Below are 13,791 nucleotides of genomic sequence, written 5' to 3'. Positions count from 1 at the left end.
GGCCGCCTGAATCTAGTCGGTCGGCACCGTCGGTGACTGTCCACAAGCCAACAGGCCGGTACCTGACATCGGCCGCAGGGGGCGATAATTCCGGTCAGGGGACGCCATCGGCGTCGACCCGCTCGTCTCCTGGGGGGATGTCATCGCCGCGCAGTGTGGACGCTGTGGACGCACGGCCGCCGACGGGGACCGCTTCTGCGGTGGCTGCGGCGCCGAGTTGGGCGCCGTGTGTCCGCACTGCCTGCGCCCACTCGCCGCGGACGTCACGTTCTGCACGTCCTGCGGGTCGCCCCGACCGGGCGCGGACCGACCGGCCGCGGTCACCCCGCAGGAGGACCGCCGCCGGGTGAGCGTGCTCTTCGTGGACCTGATCGACTTCACGCCGTACGTCGAGCGCACCGACCCGGAGCAGGTCCGTGGCATGCAGACCGGGTTCTTCTCCGCCGCCCGCCGCGTGGTCGGCCAGTACGGCGGGGTGGTGGAGAAATACATCGGGGACGCGGTGATGGCGCTCTTCGGTGCCCCGATCGCCACCGAGACCGACGCGCTGCGCTGCGTACGGGCCGGTCTGGAACTGCAACGGGTGCTCACCCGGTTCGCGCCGACCGGCAGCGCCGAGTTGCGGTTCCGGGTCGGGGTGGCCACCGGCGAGGCGCTCGTCGACGTGGCCGCCGCGCGCGACGGCGGACAGGCCATCGTGGCCGGCGACGTGGTGAACACGGCCTCCCGGATGCAGTCGGTCGCGCCACCCGGCGGGGTGTTGGTCTGCGGCAGCACCCACGCGCTCACCAAGGACGCGATCCGCTACGAGGAGCAGCCCCCGGTCACCCTGCGCGGCCGGTCGTCGCCGACCGAGGTGTGGCTCGCCCTGTCCCCGCTGCGTCGCCAACCCACCGACCGGGAGCCGGACACCACACCGCTGGTCGATCGGGAACACGAGCTGGGGATGCTCGTCAACGCCCTGCACCGGTCGCTGCGTGACCGGCGACCGCAGGTGGTCACCATCTTCGGCCGGGCCGGCATCGGCAAGAGCCGGCTGTTGCGGGAGCTCTACCGGCACACCGGCCGGCTGGTCGACGAGCCGCTGACCTGGCGTACCGGGCGCTGCCCGCCGTTCGGGGAGAACGTCACCTTCGCCGCGCTCGCCGACATCGTGAAGTCCGAGGCCGGCATCCTCGACACCGACCCGGCGACGAGCGCCGCACAACGGCTCGCCGCCGCCGTGGGCGAGTTGATCGGCCCGGGCGAACGGGACCGGGTGGTGGACGCGCTGCGCCCGCTGGTCGGTCTGCCCGGCACGCCGTTGCCGGCCGAGGAGGCGGAGTCGGCGTGGCGTCGCTTCCTGCTGGCGCTGGCAGCCCAGCGGCCCACCGTGCTGGTCTTCGAGGACCTGCACTGGGCCGACGACGCGATGCTGCGTTTCGTGGAGCTGCTCGGGGCGGCGGCCCGCGACGTGCCGCTGCTGCTGCTCTGCACCGCCCGCCCGGAGCTTGTCGATCGGGACCCGAGCTGGGCCGGGACGATCACCGGCTCGGTGACGATCACCCTGCCGCCACTGCGCGACACCGGCATCGCCGCCCTGTACGCGCACCTGTTCGGCCAGGCGGCGTTCTCCGCCGACATGCTGTCCCCGCTGATCGAGGTGGCCGGCGGCAACCCGCTCTACGCGCACGAGTACGTCCGGATGCTGATCGAGCAGGGGGCGCTGCGCCAGTCGGGGCGGGGGTGGTCGCTGGACAAGCAGCTTGAGCTGGCCATGCCGGAGAGCGTGCACGCGGTGATCGCCAACCGGGTGGACCTGCTGGACGCCAAGGACCGCGCGGTGCTGCTGGCCGCGTCGGTGGTCGGGGTGCAGTTCTGGCCCGGCGCGGTCGCCACCGCGCTCGGGCAACAGGTCGAGTCGGTCGAGCGGTCGCTGCGCCGACTCGAACAACGCGACTTCGTGCACGAGCAGGCCGCGTCGACGATGGCCGGGCAGGCGGAGTTCCGGTTCCGCCACGTGCTGGTCCGCGACGTCTGCTACCAGCGGTTGCCGCGCACCGAGCGGGTGGCCCGGCACGAGCGCGCCGCCGACTGGCTCGACGCGCTGTCGCACTCCCGCGACACCGACCTGGCCGAGGTGCTCGCCCACCACCGTTGGGCGGCGCACGAGATCGCCCGCTCGCTGGGCATGCAGGTGCGGCGCTACGCCGGGCCGGCGCGGCAGGCACTGCACCGGGCCGCCCGGCGGGCGTACGCGCTGCACGGGTTGGACGCGGCGGCCAGCCACGCGGGCCGGGCACTCGGCCTGGCCGACGACAGCGACCCCGTGGGCCGGCTCCAGTTGGAGCTGCTGAGCACGGAGATCTCGTTCTACCGCGACGGCAACGCGTTCCTCTCCGGCGGCGGGCCCGAGCAGGTGCACACGCTCGCCGACCAACTGCTGTCGCACGGCGACAACGCCTGCGCCGCGCGGGCGTGGACGCTGCTCGGTCAGGCCGCCTGGCTGCGGGCCGACCGCGGCGACGCGTTGGCCTGCCTGGACCGCGCGGTGCAGCTGTTCGAACCCCTACCGGACACCCCGCAGAAGGCGGACGCGTACGCCGAGATGGGCCGGCTGCACATGCTCAACTACGAGCGGGACCCGGCCGTGTCAGCGGCGGACACGGCGGCGGAGATCGCCGAGCAGTTGGGCCTGACCGAGACCCGCACCAACGCCCGGATCACCGCGGCCACCGCCCGTTACCAGTCCGGGGACCGGGTCGGCCTGGACGAGCTGCACGCGATCGTCGAGTTCGCCCGGGCCGGTCAACTGCTGGCGCTGCCCCGGGCCACCCAGAACCTCGCCTGGGCGATCCGGGAGGAGGGCGACTGGCTGCGGTCCAATGCCCTGCTCTCGGCCGCGCCGGCGCGGACCGCCAGCGGTCAGACCCTGACCACCAGTTACTCGGCGGAGGCGATGCGCGCCTGGTTCGACGGCGACTTCGGCCGGCTCCTGGCAGCGGCGGAGGCGTTCGTGGACACGCCCACCGGGAGCTGGGACATGCAGGTACGCGGGTTGCGCTGCTGTCTGCTGGTGCTGCGCGACGACGACGACCCGGCCGACCTGACCGACGCGTTGGACACCGCGCGGCGCAGCGGGTTCCACCGGCTGCTCTGGACGATGTTGAGCATGGCCGCGTTGTGCCGGGGATTGCAGGGGCGCGACGCCGAGGCGGCGGAGCTGATCGAGGAGCTGGACGCGAGCTGGTCGGCGGTGCCGGCGCTGGCCAGCGGGGAGTGGATCGCCGCAGCCGCGTACGCCGCCGCCCTGAGTGGTCGGAGCGCGGCGGTGCGGGTCCGCACGATGCTGGGCCGGGTCGGGCACCGCACGCCCTGGTCCGAGGCGGCATTGCGGACCGTCACGGCGGCCCTGGCCGCCGCGGACGGCGACCACCGGCGCTCCGCCGAGCTGCACCTGGCCGCCGCCGAGACCTACGGGCGGATCCCGGACGTCAGCGACCAGGTGTTGGCGCTCGCGCTCGCGGCGGCGGAGCTGACCCGCGCCGGCGACCGGACCGGCGCGCGGGCGACCCGCGCGGAGGTACGCACCTTCGCGCTGCGCAACGACGCCCCCGGCCTACTGGCGCTCGCGGGCCGGCCGATCAGCCCGACCGGGCCCGCGGTGGCCTGCTGAGCGGGAGGCCCATCGGGTCCCCGAATGCCGACGATCACCGAGATGGCGCTGGTCGCGCAAGAACGGACATAGAACCCCGGTCGCGACCTGCGGCGGCAGTCGTGACTTTGGAAGACGCGACACAACGCACTCCCGGAACGGTGCCCGGACGTGTCACGATTCAGAGCACGGCGTGCGGACGGGCGTCGAGGGTCGCGCCGCGAGGCGCTTAAGGGGGATGTCCGGGTGTCAGCGGGTGGTGCCCGCCGGGGACGGCGGGACAACGGGCTCGACGCGAACGAGTACGCCGTCGTCGGCGACGTCGATCCGCGCGTCGGCGAGCACCTGCTCGACGTGCTGGCCGCTGGCGGGATCGCCGCCTACCTCCAGCCCTCGGCCGACCTCAACCCGGTCACCCGCACCACCACCGTCCCGGCCCGACCGGTCGACCGGCTCTACGTCGACCGCTCACACCTGACCACCGCCCGGGACTATCTGACCCAGCTCGCCGACGAGAGCAGCCCGGAGCAGCCGCCCGCACGCGACGAACCGGACATCGATGCCGAGTGGGCGCGGATCGTGGCCGGCTTCCACACCTCCTCCGCCGTCGGCGACCGCCCGTGGCCGGCCTCGGAGGACGTGGACGAGCGGGAGGCGCGCGACGAGCCGACCGCCGGCCCGCTGGCCCGCTCGGGGACCGACGAGCCCGGTCCGACCGCCACCGACACCCGTCGGCTTCCCTACGCCACCGACATCTCCGGGATCTCCGTGGGTCGCGGCACCCGGCCGGACGAGCCGTCGCTGCTGGACGGGCTGGACACCTTCGGGGCCGACCTGCCCGACGACGAGGACGACGAGGGTTACCACCCGCCCCCGCCGCCGCCGCTGCCCCGGGTCAGCAAGTACGCGGTGGTCGGTGTGCTCGGCGTGGTCGTCGGGTTCGTGCTCTTCCTCTTCCCGTCGCTGATTCCGGTGGACCGCTCGGCGGTCACCCTGTTCGGGTTCACCGGCATCCTTGCCGGTTTCGTCACGCTGATCTGGCGGCTGCGCCCTGGCGACGAGGACGACGACGACCCGGACAACGGCGCCGTCGTCTGATCCTGGCCCGCATCCCGGGACGGCGCCGACCCGCCGAGCGCGTAACAGTGGTGTAACTTACTGTCAGTAGGAATACCGCTGTACGTCACTTCCCCCGCTGACTGACCGGTTTTTCCTTGCTCGTGGCGGTCAGTCCTCTGCTGATCGGAATGCCCGAGATGCGACAGAGTTCTCTCGTGGTGGTGGCCAACCGCCTCCCCATCGACGACAGTCAGGCGCCCGACGGGGCCTGCGAGTGGCGGCGCAGCCCGGGTGGGCTGGTCAGCGCGCTGCACCCCCTGCTGCGACACACCCCGGCGACCTGGGTCGGTTGGGCCGGCGGCACCGGGCCTCCCCCCGCCCTACCGGACGTCGACGGCGTCCGGATGCACACCGTCGCGCTCAGCCCCGAAGACCTGCGCGACCACTACGAGGGGTTCGCCAACGCCACCCTCTGGCCGCTCTACCACGACGCCGTCGAGCAGCCGCAGCACCACCGGCGGTGGTGGGAGGCGTACCAGCGGGTCAACAAACGCTTCGCCGAGGCGACCGCCGAGGTGACCGAGCAGGGCGGCGTGGTCTGGGTGCAGGACTACCACCTGCAACTGGTTCCCGGTCTGCTGCGCGCGCTCCGTCCGGACCTACGCATCGGCTTCTTCCTGCACGTGCCGTTCCCACCGCCGGAGCTTTTCATGCAGTTGCCGCGCCGGGCCGAGTTGCTGCGCGGGATGCTCGGCGCCGACCTGGTCGGCTTCCAGCGGGTGCAGGCGGCGCACAACTTCGCCCAACTGGTGACGAGGGTGCTGGACCTGCCGGCCACCGACCGGCGGATCGGCATCGACGACCGGGTCGTCCGCATCGGCGCGTTCCCGGTCTCCATCGACACCGCCGAGATGGGCGCGCTCGCCGCCCGCCCGGACGTGGCCGCCCGAGCCCGCCGCCTACGCCAGGACCTCGGCGACCCCCGGCAGGTCATCCTCAGCGTCGACCGGATGGACTACACCAAGGGCATCGAGCAGCGCCTCAAGGCGTACAGCGAGCTGCTCGCCAGCGGCGACGTCAAGGTCCGCGACACGGTGTTGGTGCAGGTCGCGATGCCGAGCCGCGAGCGCGTCGGCCAGTACCAGATCCTGCGTGAGCGGATCGAGCGCGAGGTGGGCCGGATCAACGGCGAGTTCGGCCGGGTCGGCGAGCCGGCGATCCACTACCTCACCCAGCCCTTCGACCGGGCCGAGTTGGCCGCGCTCTACCGGGTCGCCGACGTGATGGCGGTGACCCCGCTGCGCGACGGGATGAACCTCGTCGCCAAGGAGTACGTGGCCGCCCGGGTGGACGACACGGGCGCCCTGCTGCTCAGCGAGTTCGCCGGCACCGCCGCCGAACTCTCCCAGGCGTACCTGGTCAACCCGCACGACCTGGAGGGGCTCAAGCAGGGCCTCTGTGCGGCGTTGCGGGCCGCACCGGCCGACACCACGCAACGGATGCGGGCCATGCGTGCGCACCTGGAGGAGCACGACATCCGGGCCTGGGCGCGCTCCTACCTGCACGCGCTGGACGAGCACGGCGCCCTGGTCAGTCGCCTGACCAGCAACGACACCTCTCCCAGCGACGCCAACCCGGACGCCGCCACCTCCACCGACGGTGCTCGGGTGCCACGACCCGCCACCCCCACCGCCGCCTCGACCACCCGACAGACCAGCGGCTGACCAGTCGGGGGCGTCGCCGAGCACGACCCACCCCGCCCGGACCGGCGACGCCCCAAGGCGGCGAGCGTCCGGGTGCTCAGCGCGCCGTGGGCTCCTTCTCCAGCCAGTCCAGGATCGCGTCGATCGGCTCCGCCCACCGCGCGTCCAGCATCAGGTCGTGGCCCATTCCGGGAAAGAGCAGCGGGGCCGAATCGTACCGACGGGCCACCCCGGTCAACGTCGACGCCGGCACCACCCGGTCATCCGGGCTGCCCAGCACCAGCACCGGCGGTGCGCCCACCGCCGGCTCGGCCTCCGGCTCGCCCAGCAGAGCCCACTGCGCCCGCCGGCCCGCCCGGCCGAGTCGCCCGACGTACCGCCGGGCCTCCTCGTCGGGCAACTCGCGGCTGAACAACTGCCCACGGTTGAGCCGCAACGGCCCACCGAACACCGCGGGCAACGTGCCCCCCGGGTTACGGCGCAACGCCGCGCCCAGCACTCCCCAGCCGCCGAAGACCGGCGCCACCAGCACCGCGGCCCGCGCCGGATAGCGGGCCAACGCGTGCGCCACCACCAGGGCCCCGGCGCCGTGCCCCACCAGCACCGCCTGCCGCGGCAGGCTCGCGGCCACCTGGACCACGTCGTGCGCGTACGCGCGCAGTGTCGCCTCCGGCGCGGGCTCGCTGGCACCGTGCCCACGCAGGCTCACCGCGTACGCCGGGAAGCCCCGCGACGCCGCGTGACCCAGCCAGTGCTCGGCGAACGCCCACGCGCCGTGCCCGAACCCGGGGACGAAGAGCAGCGGGGGTCGCCCCTCCTCCGCTGCGGGGACGGCGCTGAGCACCTCCCGCCGGGCCGGTCGGACCGGACGCGACCACTCCCGACCCCGCATGATCCGCAGTTCAGTCACTGGTCTGCCTTCCATTCGCGGCTACCGGGCGGCTCACTTGCCCTCCAACTCGACCAGGGCGCGTTGGATGGCGCGCAGGTAGTCGGCGTGACCGACCTCGAACCAGTGCCGGCTGCTCTCCTTGACCGGCCCGGAGTACCGCTCCCCCGCCCGGTCCCGCACCCGCTGCGCGAACGCCGTGGCCCGTTCCGGCCGATCCCGGCGGGCCTGGAGCAGCCGGGCGAAGAGCACCGTCTGCCAGTGCGACAGGGTGAACAGTCCGGAGTCCGGCTGCACCAGGCCGGCGACCGCCAGCGTCGGGTGCCCCGGGGTGAACGCGTTGAGCCACAGCGTGGGTCGGCCCGCCCCGGCGCTGTCACCGAACACCGACGCGTCGAGGAACTCGAAGCGCGGCAGGTAACCGGTGGCGAAGACGACCACCTCGGGGTCGATCTCGCGGCCGTCGGACAGCTCCACGGCGTACGGGCGGAACCGGGCGACGTCCGGCACCGGGCCGATCCCGCCGTGGCCCACGTAGTAGACGAGCTGGCTGTTCGCGATCGGGTGCGTCTCGTACACCCGGTGGTCGGGCTTGGGCAGGCCGAAGCGGGTCAGGTCGCCGACGGTCAACCGCATCGTCCAGTGGTAGAGCCACTGCCGCACCCGCAGCGGCACGCGCAGCGCCAACAGGCTGTCGTTCACCTGGTCGGCGGGGCGGCCGAGCACGTACTTCGGGGCGTACCAGTAGCCGCGCCGGGTGGAGTGCCAGCACCGCGACGCCTGTTGGGCGGCCTCGACGGCGATGTCGCAGCCGGTGTTGCCGGCGCCGACCACCAGCACCCGCTTGCCGCGCAGCTGCGCCGGGTCCTTGTAGGACGAGGCGTGCATGATCTCGCCGCGGAACTCCTCCAGCCCTTCGTAGCGGGGCAGCTTCGGCGACCAGTTGTGGCCGTTGGCGATCACCACGGCGGCGTACCGGGAGGTGCGCTCCGGGCCGTACCCGCCGGTGGAGCGGGTGGTCACGTCCCACCGCTCACCCTCGGCGGGCTCGACCCGGACCACCTCGGTGCCGAACCAGATGTGCGAGCGCAGGTCGAAGTGGTCGGCGTAGCGCTCGAAGTACGACAGCAGCTGACTGTGGTGCGGGTAGTCCGGCCAGGAGTCCGGCATCGGGAAGTCCGGGAACTGGGTGAACGGCTTCGACGAGATCAGGTGGGTGCTGGCGTACACCGGGCTGCGGTCGTGCCGCCAGTTCCAGGCGCCGCCGACGCCCGTCTCCCGTTCGTAGCAGTCCACGCCGAACCCGTGCTCGCGCAGGTTCTTGATCGCCGTCAGGCCGCTGGCCCCGGCCCCGATGACGCAGACCGTGTCGCCCCGGTCGGAGACCGGGCGACCGTCGCCGCTGTGCGCGGACGAGGTCGCCTCCGGGTCGGGCCGGCCGTGGTCGGTGGAGGTGGACACCGGGACATCTCCTTTTGGTACGGCAGGCGTGCCGGTCGCCGCGAAATCCTCTCCACAACCGAGCCGGATGTCCAGTCCTGGAACGGACGCGTCGACGCTCGGACCGGGTCGGGCGGTCAGCCGGTGGTGGGCAGCAGCAGGTCGACCAGGACCGGGAAGTGGTCACTGGCCCGACGCGTCTGCGGGGTGTCCACCACGTCGTAGTCGACAACGGTGATCCGCGGGTCGACGAAGAGCGCGTCGATGCGCCGGCGCGGGTCGGCGCAGGAGTAGGTGAGCCGCTCGGCCCGGTCGGCTGCCACCGCGGCGTCGGTCAGCCCACGCGACACGGTGGCCCAGGCGGGTCCGTCCGGACCCTCGTTGAGGTCCGCCCCGGCCAGCACCGGGCTGGTCGCCGCGTCCAGGCCACGCTTGAACTCGGCGGCCTGGGAGGGCCGCTCGGCCGGGTCGGTGGACAGGTGCGAGCCGGCCAGGGTGAACTGGGCGTCGGCAACCCGGCAGTCGGCGTACGCGGCGCCGCGCAGGTGCCGACCGGGGGTGAGCGGGAAGCGTTGGCACCGGGTGCCCCGCACCTGTACCCGCAGGCTGGTCAGCAGCAGGTTGCCCAGCGCGGGCAGCCCACCGGCGACCACCACCAGGCCGAACGACTCGGCCAGCGTGGCGGACTTCTGCCGCCACCGGAACCGGCGCGGCCCCTCCTGCACGATCACCACGTCCGGGCGCGCCGCCCGGACGACCGCCGCCAGCGCGGCGGTGTCGTCGCGCTGGCTGTGGATGTTGTACGACACCACGCGCAGCGGCACACCCATCCCGGACCGCCTCAGATCCGGCGGGCCAGGTCGGCGGCGCCGATCACCCCGGCGCTGTTGCCCAGCTCCGCCGGGAGCACCTCGGCCACCGGCAGGCGACCGCGCTGGGCGAGCGCGTCGAGGTACGAGCGGCGGGTGGGGCCGAGCAGCAGGTCACCTGCGTCGATCACACCGCCGCCGACCACCAGGGTCTGCGGGTCGAGGATCTGCGCCATGTCGGCGAGGCTGGTGCCCAGCCATCGACCGATCTGCGCGAACGCCTCGGCGGAGACGGGGTCACCGCCCTGCGCGGCGGCGGTCACCATCGGGCCGGTGATCGCCTCGACCTCACCGCCGGCCAGGTCGAGCAGCGCGGTGGCCCGGGTGGGCTCCTGCCGGGCGCCGGCCCGGGCGAATCGCACCAGGGCGCTGCCACTGGCGTACTGCTCGATGCAGCCGAGCCGGCCGCAGCCGCACTGGTGCCCGTCCGGCACGGCCAGCATGTGGCCCAGCTCCGCGGCGATGCCGTGCGCGCCGCGCATGAGGTCACCGCCGAGGACGATGCCGCCGCCCACACCGGTGCCGATGGTGAACATGATCATGGAATCGTCGGCGTCGCGGGCCGCGCCGTAGCGGAACTCGGCCCAGGCGGCGACGTTTCCGTCGTTCTCCACGATCACGGGTAGGCCGACGGCCTCGCTGACGTACTCCCGCAGCGGTTCGTCCCGCCAGGCCAGGTTCGGAGCGAAGAGCACAGTCGAGCGGCTGGCGTCGATCCAACCGGCCGCGCCGATACCGACGGCCTCGATCGTCCGCCCGGCCGCCAGCTCGCCGACCAGCTCGATGATGACGTCGCGGGTCTTGCCGACGTCATCGGCGGGGGTGTCCCGTCGGGTCTGCACGAGCACCGTGCCGGTGTCGTCCACGACACCGCCAGCCACCTTCGTGCCACCGACGTCGACTCCGATGGTCAGCGTCACCGCTGCCGCTCCCCTCTACTGTCCGGCCCGGTCCCGGCGGCATGCCGGTCCGGGTCGGGATGTCCCGCGCTCAGGCGCCGTCGCCCGGTGCCTGCGCACCGGTGTCGTCCGGCACCCGCGAAGCGGGCACCGCGGGATGAGTGGTCGGTGCCGGTACGGTCGCCGGCCCGGCGTCGTCGACGGGTGGTACGGCGGCCGGGGCGAGTGGGTCCGCCGTCCGGGTGGCGACCGACCAGACATCCCGCTCCGGCGCCGGCTGAGAATCATGCCCGCTGCGGGTGGCATCGCGCCACACGTGTTCGTCGCCGGTCGCGCTGGACGGGTCGCCGGGGGCTGGCTCGGGGAGCACATCGTCGGTGCTCGCGCCAGGTGCCGGTGGTGGCGCGAAGGAGGGTTCGGAGGTCCCACCGGAGGGGCTCGTCGGGGACGGCTGCGCCGGGGAGAACGCGCGGAGCAGGCTGGCGACGCCCGCTGCCAGGTCTCCGGCGCCGGTCGCGAGCCGTTCGGCGAATTCCGGACTCGGGTCTCGTAACGCGGCGATGCCCCGACAGACCGGGCAGACGCAGCATTCGGCCGATCCGGTGGCGAAAGCACCGCCGGCGCCGGGACGTCCTCCCGCGTCGTTACTGTGACCGAGGACACCGGACAGCATCCCGCCCAGCGAGCCGAACGCGCCGCCCGCCGAGCCGGCGGAGGCCAGTCGCGCCCCCGCGAGCAGGGTGGCTACCAACCGCTCCGCCTCTTCCCGGGCCGAACCCGGATCTGTTCCGCCCACCCTCGGCTCCTCCACCGTGCCACCGACCCCGTCAGTGCGCCGCACCGGGTGCTTCTACCCGGCGCTTGAGCTGCTTCAACGCGGTATCCATGATCACTTTTTCGGCCTTGCGCCGAAACATCCCGAGCATCCCCACCGACAGGTCGACCTCCAGCGTGTAGGTCACCGTCGTGCTGCCGTCCGGGTTACCCACCAGGTCGTACGAACCGCGCTGTGACTTCTGCATCTTCGAGGGAGCGACCAGGTGCCACTCGATCCGGGAGAGGTCCTCGGCGTACTCGTAGGCGAGCACGTACTCGTCGGCCATCACCCCGGCGTCGATGGTGAAGCGCACCTGGCTGGCGTAGCCGTCCTCGTACTCCTCGACGACCTCGGCGCGGCGGACCGCGTCGGTCCACTCCGGGTATGCCGCGAAGTCGCAGATGACCGCCGTCACCCGATCCGGTGCGGCGCCGATGATGATCGACTGGGTGGAGGAGTCCGCCATGGGGGGAGGCTACCCGGCGGGCCGCGGCCGCACGCCGCGCCGCCCCCGCCGCGCCGCCAGCGGCCCGCAGGGGGCCAGGACAGCGCCGGGCGTTAGCGGTGTGCCCGTGCTCACCGGGTAGGTTTCGACACAGCCACCGCCCGTCGGCGGTGCCGGCCCGGCCAGTGCGAGCACGAAGGAGTGCAGGTGCGCGAGTTCTCCGTCCCGCCGATCGTCACCGTTGGCGACGCGGCCAACCTCACCGATCCGGTCTGGGACAACGCCGAGGTCGCGCCCGACGCCGTCCAGTTCGCCCGCCCCACCCCCGGCGCCGAGGGCGCCGTCACCGTCTGGGCCGAGGTGACCTGCCGGCAGTTCCGCGACGAGGTGGCCGCGGTGGCCCGTGGCTTGATCGCCGCCGGCATCGAACCAGGCGTCCGCGTCGGGCTGATGAGCCGCACCCGGTACGAGTGGACGCTGCTGGACTACGCCATCTGGACCGTCGGAGCGGTCACCGTGCCGATCTACGAGACGTCCAGCGCCGAACAGGCCGCGTGGATCATCGAGGATTCCAACGCGGTCGCCGTCGTGGTGGAGACCGACGCGCACGCCGCCCTGATCGCCGGCGTCCGACACCGGCTGCCCGAGTTGGACCACGTCTGGCAGATCGACCTCGGCGGGGTCGACCAACTGGTCAGCACCGGCGCCACGGTCGAGCTGGCCGAGGTCGAACGGCGACGCAAGGCGGTCGGCGCCGACGACCTGGCCACGATCATCTACACCAGCGGCACCACCGGCCGCCCCAAGGGCTGCGTGCTCACCCACCGCAACATGTACGCCGACATCGCCAACGCCGTGCCGGTGCTGCCGAACCTGTTCCACGCCGGCGCGTCCACCCTGCTCTTCCTCCCGCTGGCGCACGCCTTCGCCCGGCTGATCCAGATCGGCGTCGTGCAGGCGCGGGCCACCATGGCCCACTGCGCCGACACCAAGAACCTGGTCGCCGAGTTGCAGGCGTTCCGGCCGACCTTCGTGCTCTCCGTACCCCGGGTGTTCGAGAAGGTCTACAACGCGGCCAAGCAGAAGGCCGAGGCCGACGGCAAGGGCGGCATCTTCGCCCGCGCCGAGCAGGTCGCCATCTCGTACAGCGAGGCGCTGGAGACCCCGGGCGGACCGGGTCTGGCGTTGCGCGCCCAGCACGTGGTCTTCGACCGGCTGGTCTACGGCAAGCTGCGCGCCGCGCTCGGTGGGCGCTGCCGCGACGCCATCTCCGGCGGCGCGCCGCTCGGCGCCCGGCTCGGTCACTTCTTCCGCGGCATCGGCGTGACGGTCCTGGAGGGCTACGGCCTGACCGAGACCTCGCCCGCCGCCGCGGCGAACCTGCCGACCGGCACCCGGATCGGCACCGTCGGCCGCCCACTGCCCGGCGTGACCGTACGGATCGAGGACGACGGCGAGATCCTGATCTCCGGCGCGCTGGTCTTCCAGGGTTACTGGCGCAACGAGACGGCGACCGTCGAGACGCTCAGCACCGACGGCTGGTTCCGCACCGGCGACCTGGGCCACCTCGACGCCGACGGCTACCTGAGCATCACCGGGCGCAAGAAGGAGCTGATCGTCACCGCCAGCGGCAAGAACGTCGCCCCGGCGGTGCTGGAGGACCTGGTCCGGGCACACCCGTTGATCAGCCAGTGCGTCGTCGTCGGTGACCGCAAGCCGTTCATCGCGGCGCTTGTCACCGTCGACGAGGAGGCGCTCCCGGCCTGGCTGGAAGGCGTCGGGATGCCCGCCGACACCCCCGTCGAGCAGCTCCGCGAGCACGAGGCCCTGCTCCGGGAGATCCAGACCGCCATCGACACCGCCAACCAGGCCGTGTCCAAGGCCGAGGCGATCAAGATGTTCCGGGTCCTGCCCCGCGACTTCACCGAGGCGACCGGCGAGCTGACCCCGTCGCTCAAGGTCAAGCGCCAGGTCGTCCACACGACGTACGCGGCGGACATCGCCGAGATCTACCGAGGCTGACTACCATCCGTCAC

Annotated in this window: 10 protein-coding genes; 4 read left to right on the top strand and 6 right to left on the bottom strand. The window is 73.0% G+C overall.

Annotated elements, in window-relative coordinates:
• Positions 1 to 106 precede the first annotated feature (106 nt).
• The 3 genes from AB0O48_RS21360 (at position 107) to AB0O48_RS21350 (ending at position 6,417) form a co-directional block, all read left to right on the top strand.
• Positions 107 to 3,655, top strand: coding sequence for an adenylate/guanylate cyclase domain-containing protein (locus AB0O48_RS21360; RefSeq protein WP_357245216.1), 3,549 nt, complete (start codon positions 107 to 109; stop codon positions 3,653 to 3,655).
• 225 nt (positions 3,656 to 3,880) lie between these two features.
• Positions 3,881 to 4,732, top strand: coding sequence for a DUF308 domain-containing protein (locus AB0O48_RS21355; RefSeq protein ID WP_357245165.1), 852 nt, complete (start codon positions 3,881 to 3,883; stop codon positions 4,730 to 4,732).
• 158 nt (positions 4,733 to 4,890) lie between these two features.
• Positions 4,891 to 6,417 carry a trehalose-6-phosphate synthase gene (locus AB0O48_RS21350; protein WP_357245163.1) on the top strand — a complete coding sequence of 509 codons (1,527 nt, stop codon included), beginning with the start codon at positions 4,891 to 4,893 and terminating at the stop codon, positions 6,415 to 6,417.
• Positions 6,418 to 6,493: 76 nt separating this feature from the next.
• Here the strand turns inward: AB0O48_RS21350 and AB0O48_RS21345 are convergent, their stop codons facing one another.
• The 6 genes from AB0O48_RS21345 to AB0O48_RS21320 all read right to left on the bottom strand — a co-directional run bounded on the left by AB0O48_RS21345 (position 6,494) and on the right by AB0O48_RS21320 (position 11,776).
• Entirely contained in the window at positions 6,494 to 7,321 is an 828-nt protein-coding gene (locus AB0O48_RS21345) for an alpha/beta fold hydrolase (RefSeq protein WP_357245161.1), read from the bottom strand.
• A gap of 18 nt (positions 7,322 to 7,339) precedes the next feature.
• Positions 7,340 to 8,746, bottom strand: a complete 1,407-nt coding sequence (locus AB0O48_RS21340; RefSeq protein WP_357571464.1) for an NAD(P)-binding domain-containing protein — start codon at positions 8,744 to 8,746, stop codon at positions 7,340 to 7,342.
• Positions 8,747 to 8,862: 116 nt separating this feature from the next.
• A complete protein-coding gene (locus AB0O48_RS21335) occupies positions 8,863 to 9,570 on the bottom strand; it encodes an endonuclease/exonuclease/phosphatase family protein (protein WP_357245215.1) in 708 nt (235 codons plus the stop codon).
• Entirely contained in the window at positions 9,567 to 10,514 is a 948-nt protein-coding gene (locus AB0O48_RS21330; RefSeq protein ID WP_357245157.1) for an ROK family glucokinase, read from the bottom strand. Before AB0O48_RS21330 ends, AB0O48_RS21335 begins: the two co-directional genes overlap by 4 nt.
• A gap of 70 nt (positions 10,515 to 10,584) precedes the next feature.
• A complete protein-coding gene (locus AB0O48_RS21325) occupies positions 10,585 to 11,289 on the bottom strand; it encodes a hypothetical protein (protein ID WP_365067806.1) in 705 nt (234 codons plus the stop codon).
• 31 nt (positions 11,290 to 11,320) lie between these two features.
• The gene (locus AB0O48_RS21320; RefSeq protein ID WP_357245153.1) at positions 11,321 to 11,776 is read right to left on the bottom strand and encodes an SRPBCC family protein; all 456 of its coding nucleotides are present in this window, start codon (positions 11,774 to 11,776) and stop codon (positions 11,321 to 11,323) included.
• A gap of 186 nt (positions 11,777 to 11,962) precedes the next feature.
• Here AB0O48_RS21320 and AB0O48_RS21315 point away from each other — a divergent pair, with 186 nt between their 5' ends.
• The gene (locus AB0O48_RS21315; protein ID WP_365067802.1) at positions 11,963 to 13,777 is read left to right on the top strand and encodes a long-chain fatty acid--CoA ligase; all 1,815 of its coding nucleotides are present in this window, start codon (positions 11,963 to 11,965) and stop codon (positions 13,775 to 13,777) included.
• The last annotated feature ends 14 nt before the right edge of the window (positions 13,778 to 13,791 follow it).

The organism is Micromonospora sp. NPDC085948, from assembly GCF_040686315.1.
GTDB lineage: Bacteria > Actinomycetota > Actinomycetes > Mycobacteriales > Micromonosporaceae > Micromonospora.
This window is presented reverse-complemented; position numbering and strand designations above follow the sequence as displayed.

What these genes read in the sequence shown, in the direction of transcription:
- AB0O48_RS21320 (WP_357245153.1), bottom strand. Translation starts at nt 11,776, where the DNA reads ATGGCGGACTCCTCCACCCAGTCGATCATCATCGGCGCCGCACCGGAT.
- AB0O48_RS21350 (WP_357245163.1), top strand. Translation starts at nt 4,891, where the DNA reads ATGCGACAGAGTTCTCTCGTGGTGGTGGCCAACCGCCTCCCCATCGAC.
- AB0O48_RS21345 (WP_357245161.1), bottom strand. Translation starts at nt 7,321, where the DNA reads ATGGAAGGCAGACCAGTGACTGAACTGCGGATCATGCGGGGTCGGGAG.